The sequence below is a fragment of the Gilvibacter sp. CC01 genome (assembly GCF_055755295.1).
In genome coordinates, this window is record NZ_CM146909.1 from 281,570 (window position 1) to 308,303 (window position 26,734).

23 protein-coding genes and 1 tRNA gene are annotated in these 26,734 nt (G+C 43.4%); 17 read left to right on the forward strand and 7 right to left on the reverse strand.

Annotated features, from left to right (window positions below):
- Positions 1 to 29: 29 nt before the first annotated feature.
- Positions 30 to 3,197 carry a cytochrome c biogenesis protein gene (locus AC0J2F_RS01380; protein WP_473008272.1) on the reverse strand — a complete coding sequence of 1,056 codons (3,168 nt, stop codon included), beginning with the start codon at positions 3,195 to 3,197 and terminating at the stop codon, positions 30 to 32.
- A 149-nt stretch (positions 3,198 to 3,346) separates the two neighbouring features.
- On the opposite strand from AC0J2F_RS01380, the gene AC0J2F_RS01385 reads away from it, so the two are divergent.
- The 6 genes from AC0J2F_RS01385 (at position 3,347) to AC0J2F_RS01410 (ending at position 10,469) form a co-directional block, all read left to right on the forward strand.
- Positions 3,347 to 4,096: a Rossmann-like and DUF2520 domain-containing protein gene (locus AC0J2F_RS01385; protein ID WP_374959263.1), complete on the forward strand. Its 750-nt coding sequence runs from the start codon at positions 3,347 to 3,349 to the stop codon at positions 4,094 to 4,096.
- Positions 4,093 to 4,590 carry a KdsC family phosphatase gene (locus AC0J2F_RS01390; protein WP_374957908.1) on the forward strand — a complete coding sequence of 166 codons (498 nt, stop codon included), beginning with the start codon at positions 4,093 to 4,095 and terminating at the stop codon, positions 4,588 to 4,590. The genes AC0J2F_RS01385 and AC0J2F_RS01390 overlap by 4 nt, the downstream gene beginning before the upstream one ends.
- A complete protein-coding gene (locus AC0J2F_RS01395) occupies positions 4,581 to 5,495 on the forward strand; it encodes a geranylgeranylglycerol-phosphate geranylgeranyltransferase (RefSeq protein ID WP_374957907.1) in 915 nt (304 codons plus the stop codon). Before AC0J2F_RS01390 ends, AC0J2F_RS01395 begins: the two co-directional genes overlap by 10 nt.
- Positions 5,495 to 6,094: a Maf family protein gene (locus AC0J2F_RS01400; protein WP_473008274.1), complete on the forward strand. Its 600-nt coding sequence runs from the start codon at positions 5,495 to 5,497 to the stop codon at positions 6,092 to 6,094. Before AC0J2F_RS01395 ends, AC0J2F_RS01400 begins: the two co-directional genes overlap by 1 nt.
- A 78-nt stretch (positions 6,095 to 6,172) precedes the next feature.
- Positions 6,173 to 8,677: a PIG-L family deacetylase gene (locus AC0J2F_RS01405; RefSeq protein ID WP_473008276.1), complete on the forward strand. Its 2,505-nt coding sequence runs from the start codon at positions 6,173 to 6,175 to the stop codon at positions 8,675 to 8,677.
- Between the two features lie 109 nt (positions 8,678 to 8,786).
- A complete protein-coding gene (locus AC0J2F_RS01410) occupies positions 8,787 to 10,469 on the forward strand; it encodes a sodium:solute symporter family protein (RefSeq protein ID WP_473009353.1) in 1,683 nt (560 codons plus the stop codon).
- A gap of 51 nt (positions 10,470 to 10,520) precedes the next feature.
- Here the strand turns inward: AC0J2F_RS01410 and AC0J2F_RS01415 are convergent, their stop codons facing one another.
- Positions 10,521 to 11,363 (reverse strand): DUF2911 domain-containing protein, encoded by an 843-nt coding sequence (locus AC0J2F_RS01415; RefSeq protein WP_473008278.1) that lies wholly within the window; start codon positions 11,361 to 11,363, stop codon positions 10,521 to 10,523.
- A 201-nt stretch (positions 11,364 to 11,564) separates the two neighbouring features.
- On the opposite strand from AC0J2F_RS01415, the gene AC0J2F_RS01420 reads away from it, so the two are divergent.
- Entirely contained in the window at positions 11,565 to 11,801 is a 237-nt protein-coding gene (locus AC0J2F_RS01420) for a (4Fe-4S)-binding protein (RefSeq protein WP_473008279.1), read from the forward strand.
- A gap of 101 nt (positions 11,802 to 11,902) precedes the next feature.
- A complete protein-coding gene (locus AC0J2F_RS01425) occupies positions 11,903 to 12,511 on the forward strand; it encodes a tRNA (guanine-N1)-methyltransferase (RefSeq protein ID WP_473008280.1) in 609 nt (202 codons plus the stop codon).
- Here the strand turns inward: AC0J2F_RS01425 and murA are convergent.
- The 3 genes from murA to AC0J2F_RS01440 are packed head-to-tail and all read right to left on the reverse strand — an operon-like array spanning position 12,492 to position 14,796.
- The gene (gene murA, locus AC0J2F_RS01430) at positions 12,492 to 13,805 is read right to left on the reverse strand and encodes a UDP-N-acetylglucosamine 1-carboxyvinyltransferase (RefSeq protein WP_473008281.1); all 1,314 of its coding nucleotides are present in this window, start codon (positions 13,803 to 13,805) and stop codon (positions 12,492 to 12,494) included. The two genes, AC0J2F_RS01425 and murA, sit on opposite strands and share 20 nt — an antisense overlap.
- A 15-nt stretch (positions 13,806 to 13,820) precedes the next feature.
- Positions 13,821 to 14,453 (reverse strand): DUF4290 domain-containing protein, encoded by a 633-nt coding sequence (locus AC0J2F_RS01435; RefSeq protein WP_473008283.1) that lies wholly within the window; start codon positions 14,451 to 14,453, stop codon positions 13,821 to 13,823.
- A 52-nt stretch (positions 14,454 to 14,505) separates the two neighbouring features.
- On the reverse strand, positions 14,506 to 14,796 hold the full coding sequence (locus AC0J2F_RS01440) for a DUF493 family protein (protein ID WP_473008284.1): 291 nt from the start codon (positions 14,794 to 14,796) through the stop codon (positions 14,506 to 14,508).
- Between the two features lie 131 nt (positions 14,797 to 14,927).
- Between AC0J2F_RS01440 and AC0J2F_RS01445 the strand changes: the two genes are divergently transcribed.
- The 5 genes from AC0J2F_RS01445 (at position 14,928) to AC0J2F_RS01465 (ending at position 19,424) form a co-directional block, all read left to right on the forward strand.
- Positions 14,928 to 15,491, forward strand: a complete 564-nt coding sequence (locus AC0J2F_RS01445; RefSeq protein WP_473008285.1) for an AAA family ATPase — start codon at positions 14,928 to 14,930, stop codon at positions 15,489 to 15,491.
- Positions 15,491 to 17,380 (forward strand): RecQ family ATP-dependent DNA helicase, encoded by a 1,890-nt coding sequence (locus AC0J2F_RS01450; RefSeq protein ID WP_473008287.1) that lies wholly within the window; start codon positions 15,491 to 15,493, stop codon positions 17,378 to 17,380. Before AC0J2F_RS01445 ends, AC0J2F_RS01450 begins: the two co-directional genes overlap by 1 nt.
- A gap of 3 nt (positions 17,381 to 17,383) precedes the next feature.
- Positions 17,384 to 18,322, forward strand: a complete 939-nt coding sequence (fmt, locus tag AC0J2F_RS01455) for a methionyl-tRNA formyltransferase (protein WP_473008288.1) — start codon at positions 17,384 to 17,386, stop codon at positions 18,320 to 18,322.
- Between the two features lie 187 nt (positions 18,323 to 18,509).
- On the forward strand, positions 18,510 to 18,782 hold the full coding sequence (locus AC0J2F_RS01460; protein WP_473008289.1) for an HU family DNA-binding protein: 273 nt from the start codon (positions 18,510 to 18,512) through the stop codon (positions 18,780 to 18,782).
- Positions 18,783 to 18,863: 81 nt separating this feature from the next.
- On the forward strand, positions 18,864 to 19,424 hold the full coding sequence (locus AC0J2F_RS01465) for a YqgE/AlgH family protein (protein ID WP_473008290.1): 561 nt from the start codon (positions 18,864 to 18,866) through the stop codon (positions 19,422 to 19,424).
- Here the strand turns inward: AC0J2F_RS01465 and AC0J2F_RS01470 are convergent.
- Together AC0J2F_RS01470 and AC0J2F_RS01475 are read right to left on the reverse strand one after the other, a co-directional pair.
- On the reverse strand, positions 19,421 to 20,263 hold the full coding sequence (locus AC0J2F_RS01470) for an aminotransferase class IV (protein WP_473008291.1): 843 nt from the start codon (positions 20,261 to 20,263) through the stop codon (positions 19,421 to 19,423). The two genes, AC0J2F_RS01465 and AC0J2F_RS01470, sit on opposite strands and share 4 nt — an antisense overlap.
- 50 nt (positions 20,264 to 20,313) lie before the next feature.
- Positions 20,314 to 20,700: an START-like domain-containing protein gene (locus tag AC0J2F_RS01475; RefSeq protein ID WP_473008293.1), complete on the reverse strand. Its 387-nt coding sequence runs from the start codon at positions 20,698 to 20,700 to the stop codon at positions 20,314 to 20,316.
- A gap of 146 nt (positions 20,701 to 20,846) precedes the next feature.
- Here AC0J2F_RS01475 and AC0J2F_RS01480 point away from each other — a divergent pair.
- From AC0J2F_RS01480 to AC0J2F_RS01495, 4 genes are all read left to right on the forward strand, one after another.
- A tRNA-Met gene (locus AC0J2F_RS01480) sits at positions 20,847 to 20,920 on the forward strand.
- 884 nt (positions 20,921 to 21,804) lie between these two features.
- Positions 21,805 to 22,017 carry a hypothetical protein gene (locus AC0J2F_RS01485; protein ID WP_473008294.1) on the forward strand — a complete coding sequence of 71 codons (213 nt, stop codon included), beginning with the start codon at positions 21,805 to 21,807 and terminating at the stop codon, positions 22,015 to 22,017.
- Positions 22,018 to 22,053: 36 nt separating this feature from the next.
- Positions 22,054 to 25,338, forward strand: coding sequence for a DUF8202 domain-containing protein (locus tag AC0J2F_RS01490; protein ID WP_473008295.1), 3,285 nt, complete (start codon positions 22,054 to 22,056; stop codon positions 25,336 to 25,338).
- A 153-nt stretch (positions 25,339 to 25,491) separates the two neighbouring features.
- Complete coding sequence (locus tag AC0J2F_RS01495) at positions 25,492 to 26,733, forward strand: ABC transporter permease (protein WP_473008296.1); 1,242 nt, start codon at positions 25,492 to 25,494, stop codon at positions 26,731 to 26,733.
- The last annotated feature ends 1 nt before the right edge of the window (position 26,734 follow it).

Below are 26,734 nucleotides of genomic sequence, written 5' to 3' on the forward strand. Positions count from 1 at the left end.
AAGTACAAGGCCTGTGCGTTTTAAAAGCGTCAGGCCTTTACTTTTTTAAAGTGTTTCTTGTATTGGATCCATGCCGCAGTACTCAAAATAGCCACAAAGCCTAAAGTGTAATACACAAAGCCCGGAGTAATGGGTTTGTCACCACTTGCGTAAGAGTGCAATCCGGTCAAATAGAAGTTCACCCCAAAATAGGTCATCATAATAGAGGCATAGGCTATTACACTGGCAAAGTTAAAGGTCCAACGACCGCGTAAACCTGGAACCAATCGCATATGGATCACAAAGGCGTAGATCATAATGCTTATCAGCGCCCAAGTTTCTTTAGGATCCCATCCCCAATAACGTCCCCAACTCTCGTTGGCCCATTGTCCCCCTAAAAAGTTTCCAATGGTAAGCATGACCAATCCAACGGTCAAGGCCAGTTCGGTAATGATGGTGATCTCCTCTATATTGAGCTTCATGCGCTCTTTGTTCTTCTTGGTGGTCAGGACCATTAACAACAAGGCTGCCAATCCTAATATCATTCCTAAGGTGAAAGGTCCGTAACTCGCTACGATCACAGCAACGTGGATCATTAACCAATACGAATCCAATACCGGTTGTAAGTTGGCAATAGATGGGTCTAACCAATTCTCATGCGCCACCCATAGGATTATAGAAGCCACAAAAGCGGTAGAAGCTACTGTAAGTACAGATTTTCTACCAAAGGCCAATCCGAAGAAAACTGTAGCCCAGGCCACATAAATGACGGATTCGTAGGCGTCGCTCCAAGGGGCATGTCCACTTATATACCATCGGGCTGCCAAACCTAAGGTCATAAGTACAAAGAAGAGCCAGATGACCACTTTACATGCTGTAATTGCGCCTTTCAAGAATTTTTTCTCTGTAAATATCTGCCAGATGATCATTAAGAACATCACCACACCTATCAAAGCAAAATACATGTAGAGTCGGTTAAATATATCCGCTCTGTTATAGGCTATTTCTGCTTCTATCTTTTTGTCCGATGGATATACCTCGCTACCGTTGTTCTTCTGATAAACTGTTATTGCTTCAAGGAGTTTATCTGCATTCTCGTAATTGCCATCGCCACGGGCGTCACGCAAGGTCTGCAAGTAAACAGGAAATAACTGCCCCTTAATGGAATCGTCCTTGGTAGCCATGCGGGTTCTAATGTCTAAGGTCGATTCCCATTTGTTGTTCAGATCGCCAGGAATCGGGAAGATCTTTAATATACTACCGGTAAGGGCTTGGTTGAGCAAATACACATGCTCATAGACCTTAATGAAATCCTTCTCGAACTTGTTAGGGTTGTTCTTTCTAGTTGCTTCGGTAAGATAAGGGTCAAGTTTGTTGTTTCCCTGCTGATCCACGATATCCAAAAGGGAGATCGCCTTTACGTCATTGGCTACCCCTAAGATCTTGCGAATACTGTCATTCCCTCTAGGTAGGTAAATGATAGGCACGTCTATCCACAATTGTGGATGTTCACTCATAGACAAGAAAACCTGATCTGCCGTTAGGCCAGCATAACTGTCTTTTCTGCTGATCTTGCGCAAGAGCTCGGACGAAAAGGTGTTGATAGGCTTCATACGCCCGTTGTCTTGTATAATGACCTTTCCGAATTTACTAGCGTGATCTTTGGCTACTGCGGAGGCGACTATCTGTGCTTGTTTGGCTTCAAGGTCTTGATCTGTGCGATGACCATCTTGTCCATAGGCCCCAAAACTCAACAGAGCTAGCAACATTAAAGCAGCCTTCTTTTTCTTAACCTTTTCTAACATTTGCTTGAGTTTGCCAAAACGGGTTCTGCGATCAAATAAGATCAACATAAGGCCTAAATAGAGTAAGAAGTAACCGATATAGGTCACCCAAGTACCCCAAAAATCGTGATTCACACTTAAAATGGTCCCTTTCTCGTCCTGATCAAAAGAGGCTTGAAAAAAACGATAACCGTCCTGATCCAAAACGTGATTCATATAGATGTCGTAGTCGAAAGACTCTCCAGCAGGTGGGTTTACCGTTAGCTTGCTCTTAAAAGCACTATAGGCAGACTCGGTTCCGGGATATTTCTCTGCTATAAAATCGTTCAAGGTCAAACTAAATGGCAATTCCATTTCTTTGGCCCCATAACTCGCGTAGACCTCTAAGCCTCCAACTTCTACGATCTCTGGATCTGGCACATTACCTTTACCACCAATCAAGGTCAGGGGTTTAGTTTCTCCTGCAGAGCTTACCTCTAGGAACAAGGCGCCTACTTGGCTTTGATCTTCTTTAGGCGCTTTAACAATGCCGTACTCACCCTGCACTAGCCCTTCTGGAAATACGAATTGATTCCCGGCAATCTGGTAGAGCGAACGCAATTGCAGCGGCTGAATACTGTCTGCTACTACCTGGCCTTGTTGCTGATCTGCCATTCGCATATACGATCCTTCTAGCGGAGTGCTAATGCTAAAGCCTTCATCTTCGTTGTAGAAGATATTTATAGCACCGGTAGTAGGCTTATTAAAAGCAAAAGCCAAAGAATGCACCTGAGTGACCGTGCCATCTTGTAGCCAATGTTCGTGACGGTTACCATCTGTAGCTTCTACAAGCTTTAAATAAAGCTCCCCGGCATCACCTGGAATAAGGTCTTCCTTGGCTCCAGAAATATAATCGACAAATGTAAAAGTCACCTCTTGCCCGTTATAATCGGTCTTTAAGATATTATCTCCCTTATATTTATTGGCCAAGCGCTCCGAAAAGTTCACCGCTCTGGGTTGTAAGTTGCGGCGCTGCTTTAATCCGTTTACAATAGAATCTCCATCTATAAACACTTTGAGATACACCTCTGCACTGAGCATGGTGTTCTCTGTTTCGCCTTCACGGATGCGCATTACGCCTTCATAACCAATGTAGCGGGTAATCCCTGCTCCTAGCAGGATGAGGATAAAAGAAAGGTGCAACAAGAGCGTGGCCCAATTCTCGCGTTTATCTAAGCGGTAACGCTTAATGTTACCGATAAAGTTGATCATGAACAAAACCATAATGGCTTCAAACCACCAAGCTTTATAGATGTAATGGTTGGTCAAGGGCGTGGGCGATGTGGTCTGAGAGGCATCTAAAAATGTACCAACAGCCATAGCCGCCGCAAAAACAATGAATAAGACCGCAGTTAATCGGGTCGAAAAAAGGATGGAGAGGAACTTTTTTTGCATGCTGCAATTTTGATGCAAATTTACAAAACAAGGCTTAAAAAAATGTTGCTTCGCGCTTTGAATTACTCAGCAATTTTTATTGCCTCATCAAGCTGCTCTATTTTGTTTAATCTCCAGACTCCACTTAAAAAATTATTACCTTCGTCTCTATGATAAAACTGGCAATTGTTGGTAGCGGAAACCTGGCTTATCACATCTACGAGGCTGTGTTGCCTTTGGAAGAGATAACCCTTGTTGGTGTGTTGGGAAGAAACCCTGAAACCCTACGCGATTTTGACCAAGTTCTAACAACGACCGATCCTTTAGCACTACCTGCTGCAGACCTTACCATAGTTGCCGTTAGTGATGACGCTATAGGCAAGGTAACTGCCGGGCTTCAAAAGAAACACGGACTATTAGCACATACCTCGGGAGCACAAAAGCTAGATGCCATCCAGGCAGAAAGGCGTGGCGTCTGTTATCCACTACAGACCTTTAGCAAGTTGCGTGCTGTAGATTTTACAAACATACCCTTTTGTCTAGAGGTGCATTCTGAGGACGATTTTGAGCTGCTTCACCACTTTGCCTCACAATTGAGTTCAAGGGTCGAGGCCATGGACAGTGAGCAGCGCAAGTATTTGCATTTGGCTGCTGTCTATGTGAACAATTTCGTGAACCAATTGTATCAGACCGCCTACGAGATCTTAGAAGATCGAGAGATTCCTTTTGATCTACTACAACCGCTCATACTAGAAACAGCGCAAAAAGTCATAGATCAAAAACCGGCTGATGTGCAAACAGGCCCGGCCAAACGCGGCGATGAAAGTATCATGCAGGCCCACTTATCGATTCAATCCGCAGCAAACCAAAAGATATATCAACTGCTTACCACAGCGATAAAAAATTCTCAAAATACATGAGTTATAAAACCAAACTCGAGCAGATCACAACCTTTATTTTCGACGTAGACGGTGTACTGACCGACGGCAAAGTGTTGATCACCTCAGACGGAGAACTGCTCCGCAGTATGAATATCAAAGATGGCTATGCGCTTAAACGTGCGGTAGATCAAGGTTTTAATGTTGCCATTATTTCCGGCGGAACCAACGAAGGTGTTCGCAAGCGACTGGAAGGGCTGGGAATAACAGAGGTGTTTTTAGGCGCCCATAAAAAGTCGAACTTTTTGGAGGACTATTGTCAAAAAAGTGGTGTTGCTTTGAGCGAGATCGCTTATATGGGAGATGATATGCCGGACATTCCACCGCTTAAGGCTGTGGGCCTGGCTAGCTGTCCACAAGATGCTATCCCTGAGGTCAAGGCTGTTGCGGATTATGTTTCGCACAAAAATGGTGGACAAGGCTGCGCTAGAGATCTTATAGAACAAGTTCTAAAAGTACACGGCAAATGGGGGTAAACGCCTGGTTAAAACTTATTCGCTGGCCGAATTTACTGATCATAATCGCCACTCAGGCAATTATAAAATGGGCTTTCTTTCCCAGCTTTGGCGTGAGTCAGGCCTTAGATGGCATAAATTTTTTGCTGCTGATGCTTGCCACTGCCTTTATTGCTGCAGGAGGCTATATTATTAACGATATAGAAGACAAAGGAATCGATGGAATAAACCGCCCTCATGCCCTGATCATTGGGCGATCCATCTCTGAGAAGACTGGTTTCAATGCTTATGTAGCCTTTAATGCCTTAGGGGTTGGACTCGGTTTTTGGGTCGCTTATGCCATAGACAAAGCCAATTTTGCTGCACTCTTTGTGCTCTGTTCGGTGCTGCTCTACTTTTATGCAACTTCTTTGAAAAAGGTTTTATTAGCTGGTAATTTATTAATAGCCTTGCTCACCGCACTAGTGGTTTTATTAGTTGGCGTATTTGATCTGGCTCCCGTAGCGCATCCAGCTAATCAAGATACACAGCTGCGAGTTATGGGTCTGCTAATGGACTATGCGATCTTTGCCTTTAGCCTGAATTTTATACGGGAGCTTGTTAAAGATATTATTGACATTAATGGCGATAAGAACTTTGGGGTGAACTCGCTTCCCATCGCCATTGGCCGCGAAAGAGCAGGCACAGTCATTTTTGGATTTGGCCTTATCTCCCTTTTAGCGGTGCTCTATTACGCCTATAGTAATTTCCTGTATTCTGAATTGATGCTGGCTTACTTCTTTATAGCCTTGGGAGCACCCCTGCTGCTTTTTTCTATTAAGGCTTGGTCTGCCAGCAGACGCGAAGATTATCAGTTCTTATCGTTTTTATTAAAGATCATCATGGTCTTAGGACTAATATCGCTTTTCATTTACCCTTATCAATAATGCTCTTAGAAGAACGCTTAAAGAATTACAGACTTATCCTTTCTTCAGCCTCGCCCAGAAGGCAGAATTTCTTCAAGGAAATGGGCTTTGATTTTGTTTTAGATATCCGCCCAGTAAATGAGGTTTACGATGATACATTGCAGGCTGAACAGATCACAAACTATTTGTCCAAAAAAAAGGCGGAACCCTTTACAGACCTGCAAGACAATGATATTCTGGTTACCAGCGACACCATAGTTTGGTTTCAAGGGAAACCCTTGGAAAAAGCCGCAAACCGCCAAAAAGCTATCGCTATGTTGAGCTGTTTACAAGACAATTATCACGAAGTGATAACATCTATCTGTATTACAACAAAGAACCAACAGCTGCTTATGCACGATAAGGTAAAAGTTTGGTTTGACCCATTAAACCAACAGCAGATAGCCTATTATGTAGACACCTATAAACCTTACGATAAAGCCGGAAGTTATGGCATTCAAGAATGGTTGGGCTATGTAGCTGTTCCCAGAATAGAAGGCTCCTTCTTTACGGTTATGGGATTGCCCACGCACTTGGTCTATAAAGGTTTATCTGAAATTGTTGCAGCTGCGGATTCCTAAATGTTAAAGAAGCTTTAAGAGGCGGCAGCTCGGCATCTAATTTGGCTATATTTGAGCAAACCATACCAATTACCACCCATGCGATTAAAAGGCTTTTTACTGCTTATCGCCATATTGCTACCCTTAGCAAGTTCGGCTCAAAAACCAGAAAAACCGAATTCCTCTGAAATCTATGAAGACCTAAGAAAACTCAGTTTCTTTGGCACAGCCCTTTACGTGGCTGCACACCCAGACGATGAGAACACAAGACTTATCTCTTATCTGGCCAACGATGTAAAAGCCAGAACAGCTTATTTATCGATGACCCGAGGCGATGGTGGCCAAAATCTGATAGGCCCAGAAATTCGTGAACTTCTGGGAGTTATAAGAACCCAAGAATTATTGGCAGCCCGAGCAACAGACGGTGGAAGTCAATACTTTACGCGAGCCAATGATTTTGGTTATTCCAAACACCCAGACGAAACCTTGGCGATCTGGAACAAGAACGAGGTGCTCAAAGATGTGGTGATGAACATTAGACGATTTAAGCCAGATATCATTGTAAATCGTTTCAACCACAGGACTCCTGGAAGTACTCATGGACACCACACCTCCTCTGCCATGCTCAGCGTGGAGGCTTTTGACCTAGCTGGAGACCCGAAGGCCTTTCCAGAATCCGCAGAAAAATACGGGATTTGGCAGCCAAAACGCTTATTTTTTAATACCAGCTGGTGGTTTTATGGCAGCCAAGAAAAATTCAACGAGGCCGACAAGACGAACTTGGTGTCTGTTGAGACCGGGAACTACTTCCCTACGCGCGGACTTTCCAATGGAGAGATCGCAGCACTGAGCCGCAGCATGCATAAATCTCAGGGCTTTGGTAGTACCGGTAGTCGCGGATCGCAAACCGAATGGCTGGAGTTCATTAAGGGAGATTTTCCAAAGAACAAAGAAGATCTTTTTGAAGGCGTGAATACCTCTTGGTCTCGCATGGAAGGTGGAGCTGCTGTTGGCGCAATTGTAGATCAGGTGATCGCCAATTTTAATTTTCAAGACCCAGCTGCCAATGTGTCCAAATTGCTAGAAGCCTATAAACGTTTAGAAAATCTTCCGGCCAGTCATTGGAAGTCCATTAAACTCGAAGCCTTAAAAAAGATCATCCTAGATTGCAGCGGGATCTTTTTAGAAGCGGTGGCCGATCAGCAAGAGACAACTTTAAAGAGTGATCCAAATATTCGTATAGAAGCGATTAACCGCTCTAACCTGAACGTAAAACTAAACGGACTTACATCTGCAGTAGTGAAATTCCCTGACATGTTTGCGGCTGTACCTTTAGCAACTAACCAAGGCTATACGGCCAGCAGTGTTAGTGGCACTTTTAGCCCACTTGCGGAGTATACCGCTCCCTATTGGTTAAAAGAACCTGGTACGCTCGGAATGTATAAAGTAAGCCGGGAGGATTATATCGGTCTGCCTCGAGCGCCTCAGCGCTTTCCGGTGCAGTTCAACATCAGTATTAATGGTGTGAACATGTCTGCCCTACGCAATGTGGTGTACAAATTCAACGACCCAGTGGATGGAGAGGTTTACAGACCTTTTGATGTATTGCCGGAACTCACCACTACAATAGCGGAAAAGGTGATCATTTTCGCGAATACAGACTCTAAAGTGATTCCTGTAGAAGTTCGTGCAGGAAAAGCCAATATAAGTGGTGAGCTAAGCCTTCAATTACCTCAGGGCTGGACCGCTAGTCCTAACAGTATCAATTTTAAGCTCGACAATCAAGGAGAAACCCAGCGCTTTAATTTTACGGTGACGCCTCCGGCCAATCAAAGCGAGGGCTATATTAGACCCCTAGTTACTAGTGATGGACAGATTTATACGCAAGAGTTGATCCAGATAGACTATCCACACATTCCTTTCCAGAATGTCTTGATGCCATCTCAGGCAAAAGTGGCGCGCATTCCCATTGCAAAACGCGGGGAGCATATCGCTTATGTAAAAGGAGCAGGAGATGCAATTCCAGAGAGTTTAGAGCAGATTGGGTATCATGTGGTTACCTTGGCGCCAGAAGAACTCAGCCTTGCCAATCTAGCCAATTACGACGCTCTGGTATTCGGTGTTAGAGCCTACAATACTGTAGATGAACTACAGTTTAAAAAACAAGTTGTTGCCGATTATGTCGCCTCCGGAGGGAACGTAATTGTGCAATACAACACCAGTCGCGGCTTGGTCACTAACGATTTTGCACCTTACCCCATCACTCTTTCGAGAGAGCGGGTTACAGACGAGTATGCTCCGGTGACCTTATTGGCTCCGCAGCATCCGGTACTCAATAGTCCAAACAAAATAACGGCCTCGGATTTTGAAGGATGGGTACAAGAAAGAGGGCTGTATTTTCCAAGCAGTTGGGACAGCCAATACGAGGCTATTTTAGCAATGAAAGACAAGCAAGCCAAAGAAGATTCTAAGGGAAGCCTTTTGGTCGCCAAACACGGAAAGGGCCATTATATCTATACCGGATTGAGTTTCTTTAGAGAACTTCCGGCGGGCGTTCCTGGCGCATACCGCTTGTTCGCTAACCTATTATCCATAGGAAAATAATGGAAAACCCTAGACGCTGGAATAAGTGGTACACCCTGATCCTGGTAGCCAATTTGGTCTACGGGATAGTCTTTTATTTGTTAATGAATCATTTTAGTCAATGAATAAGTTGCAATTAGAAGATTGGTTGGTACTGGCCACCACGCTCTTGTTCATTGTTATATACGGAGCTTGGAAAACGCGAAAGCACAGCAAGGTATCCGATTATCTCAGAGGAGGAAACTCCGCCAAATGGTGGACCGTTGGAATCTCTGTAATGGCTACCCAAGCCAGTGCTATTACCTTTTTGTCTACGCCCGGACAAGCTTTTCACGACGGGATGGGCTTTGTACAGTTTTACTTCGGATTGCCTATAGCGATGATCATTATTTGTATGGTGTTCATCCCTTTATACCACAAATTAAAGGTTTATACGGCTTACGAGTTCTTAGAGCAGCGCTTTGACGGAAAGACCCGTGTGCTCACTGCCTTTTTGTTCTTGATCCAACGAGGCCTTTCTGCAGGGATCACCATTTTTGCCCCAGCCATCATACTCTCTGCAGTATTGGGCTGGGATCTGTATCTACTCAATATCATCATTGGTGTATTGGTTATCATTTACACTGTTAGCGGTGGAACCAAAGCGGTAAGTGTCACCCAGAAACAGCAAATGGCAGTCATCTTTGCCGGAATGTTTATTGCTTTCTATTTGATCTTAGACGGCCTACCGGAAGAGGTTACCTTTAGCAAGGCGCTAGAAATTGCAGGCGCAAGCGGAAAGATGGACGTACTCGATTTTTCCTTCGACTTTGAAAACAATTATACCGTTTGGAGCGGGATCATTGGTGGAACCTTTTTAATGCTTTCCTATTTTGGGACCGACCAAAGTCAGGTACAGCGCTATCTGAGTGGACAATCAGTAAAGCAAAGTCAATTGGGGCTTATGTTTAACGGGCTGCTTAAAGTACCTATGCAGTTCTTTATTCTTTTGGTTGGGGTTATGGTTTTTGTCTTCTACCAATACAATAGCGCTCCCCTGCACTTTAATCCTAGTAATGTAAGCGAAGTGATGGCCAGCGATTACGCCGATGAGTACAAGGCCTTAGAGACCGAAAGATTAGTTGTTGAAAAGGAACTCTTTGCTGTGCAGGCAGCAATGGCCGCCACTACAGATGGCCTTAAAGATGGTCCGTTGGTGGCTAAGATGAAATCACTACAGGCCACAGACAAAGAACTACGAGAAAAAGCAAAGACGGTCATACTTCAGGTCAATGAGAATGCAACAGTGAATGACAAGGACTATGTCTTTATCCACTATATTCTCAATAACTTGCCTAAAGGTTTGATCGGTTTATTACTAGCAGTTATCCTATCCGCAGCGATGTCGTCCACTGCATCAGAACTCAATGCCTTAGGCACCACTACTACCATAGACATCTATAAACGCAGGCAGACCCAAGAAAGAGATGAAGCTTTTTACATCAATAAATCTAAATGGTTTACAGCCATGTGGGGAGTACTCGCTATACTGGTGGCCTGTGTGGCCAACCTTTTTGAGAACCTGATCCAATTGGTGAATATTATTGGTTCAATTTTCTACGGAAATGTTTTAGGAATCTTTTTACTGGCTTTCTTTATCAAGTTTGTGAGAAGCCGTGCTGTCTTTTTAGCGGCCATAGTGACACAAGTGATGATCATTGGGCTCTGGTTCTGGGATGTCATTCCTTACCTCTGGCTGAATCTAATAGGCTGTGTCTTGGTTATTCTTATTGCAATGCTGATTCAGAGCCTTGACAATAGGCCAAAAAAATAGGGGCCTAATCGCTCACTGACCGACCCCTTGCAAGTTAGGCTTGCTTTATCTTTATTTAGCCCCCCATTCTTTGAGTGACTTCTGATTGAGGGCAATATAATCTTTATCTCCAGCCTTTTCAGCTAACTCCAAAGAAGTTTTTGCAGCAGCAATTGCACCTTGCTTGTCCCCCATCTTAGCGTGGATCAAAGACTTCTGACGATACATCCAGAAAGCAGGGTCCTTGCGCATAGCAATGGCCTTGTCTATCCATTCTTTAGCTTGCTTCATATCCTTACCTTCTTGCAAGTAATACACTGCTGCAGCGTAATAATCATTACCACTTGGACCAGCCATGGTACGATCAATACTTGCCATTACAGCATCATCTGTTGGAACCTCGATAGTGGCGCGTACATAAGTGTTCTCCCAAATAATTCCAAGATTCACGGCATTGTTGGTCAAATCGTCAAAAGTAATAGTAAAGGTCTCTACCGGCATTTCGATAGGCCATACCTCCGAGGTCACGCTGGTAGCAACTTTAGATTCATCCCAATTTTGTGGATTACCCCAGTTACTGGAATCGCTGTAAAAAATAATCTCCCAGCTGCTCGCTCCTGGCTTACTATACAAAGCATAAGTTCCAGCCTCTACTTTTTTACCACCAATAGTAACGGCTGTACTAAAACTGATCTTGGTATTGGCATTTGCTCCTGTTCTCCAAACTGGTCCGAATGGAACCAGATCTCCGAATACTTTGCGTCCCTTCATGCTTGGACGGGAATATTCTAAGGTAATATCGGTTAATCCAACTTTCTGTTCCACTTTTTGAAATGGACTCGGTGCTGGTGTATTTACTTGTGCCCAAGCCGATCCGGCCAAAGCGAATAGAAATAAGAAGAAATAGTTTTTCATGTTAATGAATTTAGTGTTATGAAGGTAATTCAATCGAAACCTATTGAAAGTTAAGATTTCCTTAAAACACTAAGACCTACTTAGTTATATGCAATAATTATATGTAGGATTTTTCTATCTTATTGGCTTTTAAACGATTATTTTATTATTTTTATCGATATAAGTAACCCAAATTTACAGTAACCCCGCAAATCTAAACCTATGGACACTACCATGCATAAGTTCTCCAACGGAGGCTTAACGGTGACTTTTGATCCAAAGAAATGCATTAACGCTGAATGCTGTGCAAGAGAACTTTCATCGGTATTTAGAACATCCGTTATTCCTTGGATTCATTTAGAAGGCGCACCGGCCGAACAAATTGTGAAACAGGTAAAACGCTGCCCTTCTGGAGCCTTGCGATGCAGTATTAAGGAAACTCAACCACAATCAGCTTAAGGCAAAACCGTCTTTCGTCGATAAAATTGAAAATTCACACAAGAGAATGCCTTCTTTAGGCGTTCATCATGTACATTTACCGCGTTAGAAAACTAGCAATTATGAATTCCGCATTAAAATTATTCACTTTTATCCTATTGCTGAGCAGCTCCCCCCTATTTGCACAGCAAGCTCCTAAGACACTCGATGAACACTTTACAAATGTCATTGACAAGTCCAACAGATATGAAGATTACAAGGTTGTTAAACGCTATAAGCTAGACAACTTAAAGAAGGCTGTTAACGACAGTATAGCTGCTTATAAGAGCGAGGTGAATGCCTTGCAGACCACCGTAAGTGGCCTGGAGTCTAAAGTTACTTCCTTAGAAGGGCAATTACAGACCCTGCAGCAGAATCTGACAAATTCCCAAGAGGCAGAGAATCAAATGAGTTTGTTTGGAGCTCAAACAAGTAAAAGCTCTTACAATACTATTATGTGGAGCATTATTGGAGGCCTTTTATTCTTATTACTATTTTTTGTTTTTCGATTTAGAAACAGCAATGCCCTTACCCGGGATGCCAAATCCAAACTCACGGAGGTAGAAGAAGAATACGAAAGTCACAGACAGCGCAGTTTAGAGCGCGAGCAACAGATCCGCAGAAAACTTCAAGACGAGATCAACAAAAACAGAAAACAGCAGTCTTCTTCTGCTAAGAGTTCAGGCGCGTAATTTTAGCCCCAATAGCTCGTAAACGTTCATCGATCCGCTCATAACCGCGATCGATCTGTTCTATATTGTTAATAGTACTAGTTCCCTTGGCAGAAAGTGCCGCTATTAACAAGGAGATCCCTGCACGGATATCTGGAGAAACCATGGTGGTCGCTTTTAGGCTAGATTCGAAGTTGTGCCCTATTACCGTTGCACGGTGTGGATCGCATAAAATTATCTTAGCCCCCATGTCTATCAGCTTATCCACAAAGAATAAGCGAGATTCGAACATCTTCTGGTGAACCAAGACAGAGCCTTTCGCTTGGGTACAAACCACTAGCACTATGCTTAAAAGGTCTGGAGTAAAGCCTGGCCAAGGTGCATCGGCCACAGTAAGAATGGAACCGTCTATATATCCTTGGATCTCATAAGATTCCTGAGCGGGAATATAAATATCATCACCTCTTTTCTCTAAGGTGATCCCAAGCTTTCTAAAGGTATCAGGAATAAGCCCTAGATTTTCCCAGCTTACATTTTTAATAGTGATCTCAGAGCGGGTCATAGCCGCCAAACCGATCCAACTACCAATCTCGATCATATCTGGCAAGATACGGTGAGTGCATCCGCCCAGAGCGTCAACACCTTCAATAACCAAGAGGTTAGATCCTACGCCACTGATCTTGGCGCCCATGGAGTTGAGCATCTTGCACAATTGTTGTAGATAAGGCTCACAGGCTGCATTGTATATAGTAGTGGTTCCTTCTGCCAGCACAGCAGCCATCACAATATTGGCCGTTCCAGTAACTGAAGCTTGATCCAACAGCATATAGGTGCCTTGGAGGCCGTTTGGAGCTTCCACACCGTAAAAACGCTCTTCTTTGTTGTAGCGGAACTTGGCCCCTAAATTTATAAATCCTTCAAAGTGAGTATCTAAACGTCGACGTCCGATCTTATCGCCTCCTGGCCTTGGTATATAACCTTTGCCAAAACGCGCCAAAAGTGGGCCAACGATCATGATGGAACCTCTTAATGAGCTCCCTTCTTCTTTGAATAATTCTGATTCCAGGTATTTCAGATTAACATCATCCGCCTTAAAGGCATAACGGCCTTCTCCTAGCTTCTGAATCTTAACACCCAGGTTCCCGAGTATGGTGATGAGTTTGTTTACATCACGGATATTGGGAATATTCTCAATGACAACTTCTTCTGGGGTGAGTAAGACCGCACAGAGGATTTGTAGTGCTTCATTCTTGGCTCCTTGAGGCTGGATCTCACCTTGGAGGCGATGACCTCCTTCAATCTGAAATGTACCCATTACGGCGTGTAGGTTTTAGTGGCGTTTTCTACTTCTTCCTCCCTTTTTTCCGGAGGGTTTCTTTTGGAATCGTTTTTTGGTCTTTAACAGGTCGCTGGAATCGCTTAGATCTTCTTCGGAGTCTTTAAGGTTAAATTCTCCTTCAGATAACTCATAGAGATGTTGAAAGATCACCGGGTCTTCGACAGTGTCTTTGTTCCAGTTCAAGAACGATTTCTTCATGTGGTTGGCGATATTGATCACCAAGGCGTTCTTCATATCGCCATCGTCCCATCCGCGTGCTACATCGATCATGCGTTTTATGTTGTTTCCGTAGAAACGATACTTCGGATGGTTTTGCGGATATCCCAACGGCTGTGGTCTTTCACGTAGCTCTTCTAAGGATGGCTTCGGATATGGAGAATCTACATCCAATTTAAAGTCCGAAATGATAAAAAGTTGGTCCCATAGTTTGTGTTGAAAATCAGGGACATCGCGCAAGTGCGGGTTCAAGTTCCCCATCACAGCGATGATGCTCTTAGCACATTTGTTGCGTGCTTCTTTGTCTTCTATGGCCAGACAATGGTCTACCATTTTTTGTATATGACGGCCGTATTCGGGTATGATCAAATGCGGACGCTCTGTGTTGTATTCTAACTGGTCTATCAAAATTAAAGGCTTAGTAAGTAAGGGTAAGTCCTAGCGTTTGCAAAATAGTAAATTATAAGGAAATCACCCCTTCTACTTTAGAAACTTCTAAATATTTTTCTATCACCGCATCTGGCGATTTCATTCGGACTTTTACAGAGACACTAGTAAATGTTCCTTTAGAAGATTCCTTAGTTTGCAGATTCGCAGAAGTGTATGCAAATATGTCTTTAATGGCCGCCACTTTAGCTGGGTCAGAAGGGACGATAAATTTATATAAATAGGTAGAAGGCCAACTAAAATTATCTTCTAATTGGGCTTTTAAACGCTGGTAAAATTCTTCTGTCTTCTCAGAATTATTCATGAATATGTAGCAGTATTTCTGTACAGACAAAGATACATCTTTCAGATCGAAAAAATTATCTGCAACTTTGCCTGAGATATGGAGCGAATTAAGCCTTGTTAAAACCAAGAGATTCCTTTACTTTAAAACACATGGAAAATCAAATCCACAGAATTGTAATCACCGGGGCGCCTGGAACAGGTAAAACTGCTGTTATCGAAGCGCTACAGGAGCTCGGGTACCATATCTTCCCCGAGGTGATCCGCGAATTTACTGCAGAAGAGACCGCCCTACAGGAGAGCCCGCAAGAGGCGACTAATCCGATAGTGTTTGCAGAAGATTCTGAGAGTTTTAACCGGCGCCTACTCCGCGGTAGACAAAAACAGTATTTAAACGGTAGCGCATTGGAGCACCCGCTCTTTTACGATAGAGGGCTCCCGGATGTCTTGGCTTATATGGACTATTTTGAGCAGTCTTACACAGAAGAATTCGAACGTTACTGTCTGGATCACCGTTACGACCTTGTTTTTATAATGCCCCCTTGGGAATCTATATTTCATGCCGATGGAGGCCGTTTCGAAACCTTCCAGCAAGCCAAAGAACTACACCACAGTCTTATGAGCAGTTATGAGCGATTTGGTTATCCGCTCATTGAGGTGCCTAAGAATACCATAGAAAAAAGAGTCGCTTTTATTTTGGATCAACTCAATCGCTAATGAATCCGAAGGAGCTCTTACAACAGTATTGGGGCTATGAATCCTTCAGGCCTGGTCAATTGGAGCTTATAACAGCTGCTCTAAAGAATCGTGATGTTTTAGCGATCTTACCTACTGGAGGTGGTAAAAGTCTTTGTTACCAACTGCCGGGCATAGCACTAGATGGAATTACCTTAGTGATCAGCCCTTTGGTGGCGCTAATGCAAGACCAAGTTTCTAGGCTAAAAGCGCTTGGTATCAAGGCTGTTGCTCTGAGCGGAGGACTCAGCTATGATGCAGTAGACCGCATATTAGACAATTGTATTTACGGAGATTATAAATTTCTCTTCCTCTCTCCGGAAAGGTTACAGCAAGACCTAGTCCAAGGGCGAATCAAGCAAATGAAGGTAAATCTGATAGCCATAGATGAAGCTCATTGTATCTCGCAATGGGGACACGACTTTAGGCCCTCCTATGCAAAGCTAAGTACATTGCGAGAACTAGCCCCGGAGGCTTCAATTATTGCCCTTACAGCAACTGCTAATTCTCGTGTAGTCATGGACATACAGGAGCAGCTATTACTGCGTGATCCTTTGATCCATATTGGCAGTCTTGAAAGAAGCAACCTAAGCTATTCAGTTCTTGCTACTCAAGACAAATACAAAGGTTTAGAGGCTTTGCTGCACAAGCATCCAGGGTCTGGCATAGTGTATTTACGCAGCAGACGAGCTTGCGAACAACTGTCGCAATGGCTGAACGCCGCAGGGCATCAGACCTTTTCTTACCACGGAGGTTTAGACGCCAAGACCCGAAAGGAGCGCTTAGAGGAATGGAAGCAAAGTGATCAGGCCGTAATGATAGCTACGAATGCCTTCGGAATGGGTATAGACAAAGCCGATGTTCGCTTGGTGGTTCATTTTCAGCTTCCGGATAGCTTAGAGAGCTATTATCAGGAAGCAGGGCGAGCAGGACGCGATGAATTACCGGCTCAGGCGGTGCTTCTTTACAATGCCGACGATATCCAAAACGCAAAAAGTATGTTTTTGGAACAGCTGCCAGATCTTAAATTCACAACTACCGTTTACAAAAAACTCCAGCAACAATTGCGTATTGCCTATGGAGAGGGAGCTTTTGAAAGCTATCCGCTAGATTTTGCAGGCTTCTGTGCAGATTACAAGCTGGCTTACGGTAAGACCTATGCCAGTTTCCAAATGATGGATCGGCTAGGAATACTCAGATTAAGCCCAGTTTTTAGTAGACAGACCAAGGCGCAGTTCACAGCTTCAAACCAACAATTGCTGGACTTTTTTGACACTAATCCTCAGGCTGGTATGTTTGGACAATTGTTATTGCGCCTTTATGGCGGTATTGCAGAGGTTCCAACAAGAATTGCGCTCAAACCTCTTGCCAGACAGTTAAATAGACCGGAACAGTTCCTTGTAGAACAATTGGAGTTTATGGAGAAACAAGGGATCATGAGTTTGGAATTACAGGCGGCAGATAGCAATATTACCTTTATGCAGCCCAGAGAAGATGAACGAACCCTCTACCCTTTTGGTAAACATATCGAGCTGTATCACAAGCAAAAGACCAAACAGTTTAAAGCGTTAATAGACTATATCACTGCGGATTCTTCTTGCAGACACCAATTATTGGCCGCCTACTTTGATCAGCACGACCTAGCGCCTTGTGGTATTTGTGATCTTTGCCAAAAACCAAAAGCAGCTGTCAAAAACAGCATGCCCAAGCAGCGACAGGTTCTAGATCTTCTCAAAAAGGAGCCTTTGACACACGATCAACTGGCGGAAAGCCTTAATTTTGCCCCTGCAATAGTAGGCGAAGTCTTGCAATTGCTCTTGGACGAAGGCTTGATCGCCTTAGATCACAATCAAAAATTCAGAAGTATATAAGTGATGCGTATAGTCTTTATGGGAACTCCGGATTTTGCAGTGGCTTCTTTAGAAGCACTACTAGCAGCTAAAATGGAAGTTGTTGGTGTAGTCACTACTCCGGATAAACCTGCAGGAAGAGGCCGTAAATTGAGAGGCTCCGCAGTAAAAGAAGCTGCACTTAAGCACGATCTTCCTATACTGCAACCAGAAAAACTAAAAGACGAGACATTTCTAGAAGCCTTAAGCACATGGAAACCCGATCTTATAGTGGTTGTCGCATTCAGAATGTTGCCAGAAGCTGTATGGAAAATGCCTAGACTCGGCACCTTTAATTTACACGGCTCGCTTTTACCAGAATACCGTGGGGCAGCCCCGATTCATTGGGCAGTGATCAATGGAGAGACAGTGACTGGAGTGACCACTTTCTTTATAGACGAACAAATCGATACTGGTGCAATTATTGATAGCCGAAGCATTACCATTGGACCAGAGGAAACAACTGGTGAGGTGCACGATAGAATGATGCAATTGGGAGCAGACTTAGTCGTTGAAACAGCAAAGGCAATAGCAAAGGGTGAAGTGACACCAAAACCACAACCCAAGGAGAAAGCATTTAAGCCAGCACCAAAGCTAAATGCCGACAATACGCGTATTGATTGGTCTCTGGCACCAGAATATATATATAATAAGGTAAGAGGATTGAATGCCTTTCCTGGAGCATGGACAACATTTTATAATGGTGACGAGGAAATTGTGGCTAAAATATACGAGGTGTCTTTTCAAGCTGGTCAGCACGACTTGGAAACGGGAACTCTGGTTCACGATAAAAAGAACTTAAAAGTTGCCGTCGAAAAAGGTTGGATCTCTATTTTAGAAATCAAGTTGGCGGGCAAGCGAAAAATGACCGCTTCTGCCCTTTTAAATGGATTTGAATTTAAGCCGCAAGCCAAAGTCCATTAAACCCGCGCCTAGTCTGGGCTACATGAATTTTATCGATAAAGTGTTCGCTTTATTAACAAAGGCTCCGAGTTATTAACAAAAACCCCTATTTCCCTCGCTATTCCTTGCGTGAACCGATAATCCGATTAAATTTGTAGAGCAATAAAATAATAACGTTTAACCACTAATTTAATTTAAAGTTCAAATTATGAATAAATCAGATTTAATCGACGCAATGGCCGCCGATGCTGGAATCACTAAAGCAGCAGCTAAAAAAGCACTAGAGTCTTTTTGTGGAAATGTAGAAGGATCTCTTAAGAAAGGAAATAGAGTATCTCTAGTAGGATTCGGATCTTGGTCTGTTTCTAAGCGTTCTGCTCGTGAAGGACGTAACCCACAAACTGGGAAAACTATTAAGATTGCTGCTAAAAACGTGGTAAAATTCAAAGCAGGTTCAGAATTATCTAACTCTGTGAACTAATCACAAACGCAATAAAATAAAGGTAAAACCTCGCAATTTGCGGGGTTTTGCTTTTTAAGGGATTTATTTCTAGATTTACTTATGCCAACACTCGAACCAACTAAAGGAGTTCTGCTAATTGCCGAACCTTCTATACTCACAGATGTTTCTTTTAATCGGTCTGTGGTACTGTTGGCGGAAGTGAATGAAGCTGGCGCTGTAGGTTTTATACTCAATAAACCTTTGGAATTTACCCTTAATGATCTTATTCCTGAGATCGATTCTGAACTGACCGTTTACAAAGGCGGTCCGGTGGAGCAAGACAATTTGTACTTCATTCACAAGATCCCTGAACTGATCCCTGATAGTGTCGAAATAGCTAATGGTATTTATTGGGGCGGAGACTTTGATGCAGTCATGACACTCTTGGTGCAAAACAAGATATCCAACGATGATATTCGTTTCTTTTTAGGGTATTCCGGTTGGGCTAGTGAACAATTAGAAGACGAGTTGGAGATAAACAGTTGGATAGTCATGGAAAATCCTTATGCCAACGGAGTTGTCGGAAGGAGTTATGACAATTTCTGGAAAGAGAAAATGATAGAATTCGGAGACGACTATGCCTTGTGGTCTAACGCTCCGGAGAATCCGCACTACAATTAAGACAACCTAACCCGAGCATTAAGTTTCCCAATGAGGTCTTTGGCGACCTTATTGTCGTACTGCTTTTTGCGGTATTTAGTAACCGGCTGTATACCTTGGACCACATTGGTCAAAAACATTTCGTCTGCTTTTTGCAACTCAAAAGGAGAAACAGACCCCTCCTCTATCAAATAATCAGGTAGTTCGAGTAAGAGTTTTAAAATCTGCTTACGCATGATGCCATTCAAGCAACCAGATGCAATAGCCGGTGTTTTGATACGATCGCCCTTGACCAAGAATAGGTTTCCGTTCAGCGCCTCGACAATTTCTTTGTCTGTATTTACAACCAAACAGTTCTGATAATCGTTCTCTCTGGCGTATATACTACCTAAAACCTGTAAGGCTTTATTATTGGTCTTTAAAGTTGATAACAAAGAAGGACTCAAATAATGATCTTTGTACAATTCAACCTCATATGGAGCTTCGTTTAAGGTATAAAAAGGACTATCTATAGCTCTTAGACTCATAGTGTACTCTACTTCTAAATGCTGCGGCCCGTATAAACCACCGGATTTGCGATACACCAAAAGTTTAACCACAGCTGTCTTGACCATGAGTTCATTGGCGTCTACCAAGGCTAATATTTGCTCACTGAGCTTCTCCGGAGTGAATTCCATTGGAATCTCCATGCGCATGATACGCATGGCCGACATGAGTCGGAAATAATGATCTTCCCAGAAAAGGATCTTTCCCTGTTGAACGCGCAGGGTTTCAAAGACAGCGTCTCCGTAGTTGAGACCTCTGTTTTCCAGTCTTAGCGCGGATTGATCTGCCGTGAGTGTTCCGTTGATATTGTACATAAAAAACTCCCGATTATTCGGGAGCAAAGATACCTATAATTAGAGGGTTTTTAAACCGATCCTAAAATATGTTTTAGATCCGAGATCATGTTGTCCCAGAGCATTTTACCTTCTTCCATTTCGTCATCTTCGGCAAAGTCGGTAACCATAAGGGAAACGTCTTTGGTAATTTCGTCTACTTGAATGCGTAATTCAAAATAATAGTCGGTGTCTTCATCTTCCATCCAACGGAACTTGACGCGCTCTCCACTTTTTTTGCTGATCAGCTTGGCTTGTTCCTCGCTGCCGTCCCAAATAAAGGTAAAGAGTTCTCCTCTTGAATTGACATTATCTGCGTACCACTCTGAGAGTCCGGATGGTGTTGAAAGGTATTGGTAAAGAAGGGATGGAGACACATGGATTGGGAACTCCATTTCATATTTCACTTTGTCGCTCATTGCACTTTTTAGATTGGAACGCTCCAATATATATATTAATTTGATAGTACAAAAGAATTGCTTTGGAATTAAAAAAATAAAACAAAAATTGATCGCTTTATTTGGCTTGAGCGGATTTGTTGTTATCTTTGCCGCCGAGTAAAAACGGCGAGGTAGCTCAGCTGGTTAGAGCGTCGGATTCATAACCCGGAGGTCGGGAGTTCAAGTCTCCCTCTCGCTACAAAAAAGAACCCAACACCGAAGGTGCTGGGTTTTGTTTTTTAAAGCGTTGAACGCTTGCGTTCATAAGCGAATAAAAACAAAACTCAGAAACGCGCAAAGCGCGTTTTGGGTTCTTATGCTTGATACAGCTTCTCTCTTAAGACTCAGCGAGCCAAAGGCGAGCTAAGTCTCATTATAGTTATGAGACATAAAGCTGCGAAGCAGCTTGGGTTCTTATGGTTGTGGAAGCTAACCCTATTAAGACTCAGCGACTGAAAGGAGCTAAGTCTTTATTCATGCCAACGCGGCAGCCTGGCCCCTTCGCTAAAAATGTCCACAGGACATTTTCTAAACGCTCGGTCCTATGCTTGATACAGCTTCTCTCTTAAGACTCAGCGAGCCAAAAGCGAGCTAAGTCTCATTTTAATCGTTCTTTCCGCTTTCGCGGCTACCTCTCTCAAATATCCACTGGATATTTGGTTTTCTTTGAAAACTTCGTTCGGTAATTTTCAGGCTTCCTAATTAAGACTCATCACGCGGAGCGTGATAATTCTCCCTTACCATTATAATGACACCTCGATACGATTTGCTCCGCAAATCACTCGATGTCCGTAATTTGCATTAACCAGCGCCAGCGATCGCAGCGGCATACTTTTCGCGCTAGCGGAAAGATACAGCGGAGAGCGCGGTCGTGAAGTGAATTTATGCTACTTCACGAGGCGCCCAAAACCAAAGACTTAACTAAATAAAGGTATACTATACACTACCCTTCCTCTTCCTACAAAATTCAACTAACAATTGTTAATTCTATAGCCTTAAAAACATCGATGAAATGCACTTTTATGCAGTTTAATTGCATATTATCATGTTTTTTCTTGGTCAAATGGATTTTAATACACATTTTTGTCATCAGCTGAATTACATTACAGAAAAGGAGATCTGGACTTTGCACTAGATCTTAATCAAGTCGCTATCATAAACGCCAGACATAACGATATCAGCGCTCCGACAAGTCAACAGGTGTACTTCAATAATATTGAAATTGCAGAATCGGAATCCGACGCTGCCGATTTCGGGGAGATTTCTAACACCCGCTATTGGTTAGGACGCAGTTAGTATTGGAACGGGAGTTTCGGTGGTCGTATCACAGAGGTGATCACCTACTCTACCACTAATACCGATGGTTCTATGACAGACAGCCGTAACCGTATCCAAAGCTATTTGGCTGTAAAATACGGGATCACTTTAGGCGTTAATGGGGTGTCTCAAGATTATGTTGACTCAAACGGAAACGTGATCTGGGATCAATCTTCAGACGGTGGAGCTTTTAACTGGGATATCGCCGGATTGGGTCGTTCTGACGCCGCTGGTTTAATGCAAAAGCAATCCAAGTCGGTAAACCCGAACACCATGGTAACCATGGGTATTAGCAATATAGAAGCGACAAATAATCAAAATACCAACAACTTAACAACCGATGAATCATACCTAATGTGGGGTCATGACAATACAAGCCTGAACGCTGTTGCACCTATAATCGTAGATATGAGTGCAGGTGTTTCTGGCTTAACTACCATAGTAGAATTTACTTCGGTTGAACGCACTTGGAAGGTAGTTGAGAGCGGTGGTGACGTTCCGCGTGTGGAAGTTTCAGTACCAGAGGCCGATCTGGTAGCTACGCTGAATCCTCCGGGAGAATACTTGATGTTCATCTCTGACACCCCAAATTTTAGCCCGAACTCAGAATATCGCATTATGCGACTTAACGGTGGGAATTTGGAAACAACTTACGATTTCAACGGAACCAAGTACATTACTTTTGGATATGCCCTAGAAAACATGTATGTGCGTTCTGTTGATTTTGACGGTAGCGTAGACTATATGGATTCTGATGATTTTCTTGATCTAGACGCCGACTTTACGCTTTCTGCGTGGGTTAAGAATGATGGCGCCACAGATCGAGATATTATTTCTAAGCGTGACGCGTCCCCAATGACAGAAGGATATGCATTAAGAGTCAATGGTAGTGGAGCAGCACAGGCTATTTGGACCAACAGCTCTGGTACTATTCAAACGCTAAACTCTTCCGTAAGTATTCCTAACGACGAATGGCACCATGTAGCCGTAAGTTATGACGGAACCACTGCTCGTATTTATATCGATGGAGTTTTAGATGTTTCAGGTCCGATGGATCCACCAGTGTCGAACAGCCAGCACTTCTTAATTGCAGCTGCAGACTACCAAAACCCAAGTAATTTCTGGGACGGCGGTATAGACGAGGTTCGCGTGTGGGACACAACGCTTTCTCAAGATCAGATAAGATTCATCATGAATCAGGAGATCATTGAGCATACGGACAATACGGTAACCGGAAGCATTTTACCACAGAACATCACCAAAAATGATGTAGCCATTGTGGATTGGAGTCAACTTATGGCTTATTATCCTATGACCACTTATACCTTTACAAACATTAAGGATGAGTCAGGAAATGGTAACACAGCTGCTATAAAGAATTTAGATACAGTAGACTTCCAAACCGCTCCACTACCCTACCAGACCAATCAGGACGGAGCTTGGAACGACCCGAATACATGGACAAATAATAGCGTGCTGTATTTACCAGGAGCAACCTCTATAGTCGATGGTGTAACTACTATTGACTGGACGATCTCTCTAGTGAACCACGATTTGACAGCCTCTGACAATACTACTGTTTTAGGTGTGTTTGTAGACGCAAGCGCAGAAATACTGGTAGACAACAACAATAAATTCGAAGTGTCTCACTATTTAGACCTCGACGGTTTTATGGACCTGCAAGGAGAATCACAACTCATTCAAACAGATGGAAGTGACCTGGATCCTAGTAGTGCGGGTTATATCGAAATAGACCAAGGAGGTACTGCAGATACCTATACCTATAATTACTGGAGTTCCCCTACTAGTACTGTATCAACATCGGCCAACAATGTCGCTTTTAGTGTGAATACCATGCTTAGAGACGGAACCGATGTCAATAATCCTGTGAATGTAAATTGGATTGGTGGTTATAATGGTATGCCTACCACTCCAATATCGCTCTCCGATTTCTGGTTATTCAAATACGACAACCACCCTATTGGAGATTACAGCTCATGGCAGTATCTAGGACCGAACGGAACCTTGCAAGCTGGACAAGGTTATACTATGAAAGGCCCTGGAACAGGATCTGTACTCGACGAACAGAACTACACCTTCTCTGGTAAGCCAAACAACGATCAGACCGGATATGATATCCAGCTCAACATCAATGGTGGAAACAACTACCTGGTGGGTAATCCATTTGCATCTGCTCTAGATTCCCATGATTTCATAGCCGACAACACCCACCTAGACGGTACCTTGTACTTCTGGGAACATTGGGGCGGTGGTTCTCACGTCTTGGAAGAATACCAAGGAGGATATGCCATGTACAACCTTTCTGGAGGAGTAATGGCGACCAGCCACCCAGACGTAAGTGCAGCAGGAGTTCCTACTAAAACTCCAGGACGCTATGTAGCGCCAGGACAAGGTTTCTTTGTTGCTGCGGATACTGATGGAACTATAGAATTCAATAACAGTCAGCGTAACTTTGTACGCTCTGGAACCAGCTCCGTATTCGTCTTTACGGACGACACTTATGCCCTACCGACTGGCCCACTTGTAACTTCGTCAACCTATAGTTTGCCAGACGACAGCGACTTAGATCCTGTAGACAATCGCCCAAAGCTGAGAATTGGTTTCGATTCACCGAAAATGTTACACCGTCAGTTGTTATTGACAATGGACAACAATACTACCCTTGGTTTTGACAGAGGGTATGACGGAAGACTGTTCGATGATCTGGTAGAAGATTTCAACTGGGACATAAACGGAGAACGTTTCGTGATTCAAGGGATCCCAATGCTAGAAGGTGATAGCAGTGTAGTATTGCCATTGATCGCAGAGATAGACGAAAGCGGTGAGTTCACTATTGGACTAGATCAGGCAGAGAATTTAGGGGAGAAAGTAATTCCTTATCTACGCGATAAAGAATTCGACATCTTTACCAACTTGCTTGAAGACAATTACACAGGTACCATTGAAGCTGGAATGCATCCGAATCGATTCGAAATTGTGTTGCGCAGAACACCACGCAACCAAGATCAGGACGGTGCCATGAAAATAGCAGAGACTTTGGTTTATGCCATGCACCAGAAACAAGCTGCACAGGTTAACATCATTGCCAAAGAGGCAGATCAGACCATTGCTAGTGTTGCAGTGTATAATATACTTGGTCAATTTGTAGGTCAGTACAATTTCAGTGGAAACAATCCGCAGGAGTCATTCTCCTCGGCACAAATGGCCACAGGAACGTACATTTTAAAGACCACGACCAATACCGGTACCTATACAGTTAAGGTTTTAATAGAGAAGTAGTTTAAATTTTAATCAGTACCTAAAGGCGAGTATCTAGCGATGCTCGCCTTTTTATATTTCATTAAGGCGTGTTAAAGCCGAGCAATTCCGTTGCGATATTTTGTAACTTTATCAACCTTAATTCGTCTTATAACGCAATTAAACACCTAACCTATGTTTTCATTATTCCGGGAAAATGTTCGAATTGCGATGGATTCCATCCGCAGTCAACTCTTAAGAACCATTTTAACGGTAGTAATCATAGCAATTGGTATTTGGGCCCTAGTAGGCATCTTAGCCGCCGTAAAAGCCTTAGAGAACACGATTTCGAGCGATTTTGCCTCCATGGGAGCGAATTCTTTCAATATCCAGCGATACGATTTTACTTCACAAGGACGTCGTGGAGGTGAGCGCCAGAAGATCAATCCGATTATAAGCTACAGAGACATTAAAGAGTTTCAAGACAGCTACTCCTACCCTTTTACCAAGGTTTCGGTCTCTTTTAGAGGAACTAGCCGAGCCGAGGTGCGTTACGAAGGCAACAAGACAGACCCAGAAGTTCAAGTTTATGGGGCTAATGAAAACTATTTGAGCAATACAGGAACCGAGGTTGAGAAAGGCCGCGATTTCAATATTTTCGATATTCAGAACAACAACAATGTTTGTTTGTTAGGAGCAGATTTTAAGAAGACACTCTTTGAAGGTACCGACCCCATAGGCAAGACCTTGAGCATACGCGGGGTGAAATTCAAAGTGATAGGTTTGCTAGAAAGTAAAGGAGCAACTTTTGGCAACAATCAAGACCTTAAGGTTATCATTCCCATACAGCAAGCGCGAAGCATTTATACGGCTCCCAACATCAATTACACCATTAGTGTGATGGTAGACGACAAAGAATACCTAGAAGGCGCTCAAAACGATGCTATTGTGACCTTTAGAAATGTTCGAGGCCTCTCTCCCGTAGAAGAGAACAACTTTGGCCTGGAGCGCAGTGAAGATCTTATTAATCGCATTGCAGAAATTACTGGCGTTCTGGAGTTCGCTGCTTGGTTCATAAGTGCCATCACTATTTTTGGATCCCTGATCGCTTTGATGAATATCATGTTGGTATCGGTTACAGAGCGCACGCGAGAGATCGGAGTGCGGAAAGCTCTTGGCGCTAAACGATCTACCATAGGGACTCAGTTTCTTATGGAGACCGTTGTAATTGGTCAGTTGGGAAGTATCCTTGGAATTACTCTTGGACTTGTAACCGGAATCGCCTTTGCATCGCTGGCTGATTTTAACTTTAGTATTCCTTGGGGTGCTGTTATTGCAGCCACTATAATCACCTTTTTAGTTGCCGTGGTTGCTGGTTCTTATCCGGCAATGAAAGCAGCCCGCTTAGACCCAATTGAGAGTTTGAGATACGAATAGC

Coding starts and splice junctions, on each gene's coding strand:
- AC0J2F_RS01380 (WP_473008272.1), bottom strand. CDS start 3,197: ATGCAAAAAAAGTTCCTCTCCATCCTTTTTTCGACCCGATTAACTGCG.
- AC0J2F_RS01385 (WP_374959263.1), top strand. CDS start 3,347: ATGATAAAACTGGCAATTGTTGGTAGCGGAAACCTGGCTTATCACATC.
- AC0J2F_RS01390 (WP_374957908.1), top strand. CDS start 4,093: ATGAGTTATAAAACCAAACTCGAGCAGATCACAACCTTTATTTTCGAC.
- AC0J2F_RS01395 (WP_374957907.1), top strand. CDS start 4,581: ATGGGGGTAAACGCCTGGTTAAAACTTATTCGCTGGCCGAATTTACTG.
- AC0J2F_RS01400 (WP_473008274.1), top strand. CDS start 5,495: ATGCTCTTAGAAGAACGCTTAAAGAATTACAGACTTATCCTTTCTTCA.
- AC0J2F_RS01405 (WP_473008276.1), top strand. CDS start 6,173: ATGCGATTAAAAGGCTTTTTACTGCTTATCGCCATATTGCTACCCTTA.
- AC0J2F_RS01415 (WP_473008278.1), bottom strand. CDS start 11,363: ATGAAAAACTATTTCTTCTTATTTCTATTCGCTTTGGCCGGATCGGCT.
- AC0J2F_RS01420 (WP_473008279.1), top strand. CDS start 11,565: ATGGACACTACCATGCATAAGTTCTCCAACGGAGGCTTAACGGTGACT.
- AC0J2F_RS01425 (WP_473008280.1), top strand. CDS start 11,903: ATGAATTCCGCATTAAAATTATTCACTTTTATCCTATTGCTGAGCAGC.
- murA (WP_473008281.1), bottom strand. CDS start 13,805: ATGGGTACATTTCAGATTGAAGGAGGTCATCGCCTCCAAGGTGAGATC.
- AC0J2F_RS01440 (WP_473008284.1), bottom strand. CDS start 14,796: ATGAATAATTCTGAGAAGACAGAAGAATTTTACCAGCGTTTAAAAGCC.
- AC0J2F_RS01445 (WP_473008285.1), top strand. CDS start 14,928: ATGGAAAATCAAATCCACAGAATTGTAATCACCGGGGCGCCTGGAACA.
- AC0J2F_RS01450 (WP_473008287.1), top strand. CDS start 15,491: ATGAATCCGAAGGAGCTCTTACAACAGTATTGGGGCTATGAATCCTTC.
- fmt (WP_473008288.1), top strand. CDS start 17,384: ATGCGTATAGTCTTTATGGGAACTCCGGATTTTGCAGTGGCTTCTTTA.
- AC0J2F_RS01460 (WP_473008289.1), top strand. CDS start 18,510: ATGAATAAATCAGATTTAATCGACGCAATGGCCGCCGATGCTGGAATC.
- AC0J2F_RS01465 (WP_473008290.1), top strand. CDS start 18,864: ATGCCAACACTCGAACCAACTAAAGGAGTTCTGCTAATTGCCGAACCT.
- AC0J2F_RS01470 (WP_473008291.1), bottom strand. CDS start 20,263: ATGTACAATATCAACGGAACACTCACGGCAGATCAATCCGCGCTAAGA.
- AC0J2F_RS01475 (WP_473008293.1), bottom strand. CDS start 20,700: ATGAGCGACAAAGTGAAATATGAAATGGAGTTCCCAATCCATGTGTCT.
- AC0J2F_RS01495 (WP_473008296.1), top strand. CDS start 25,492: ATGTTTTCATTATTCCGGGAAAATGTTCGAATTGCGATGGATTCCATC.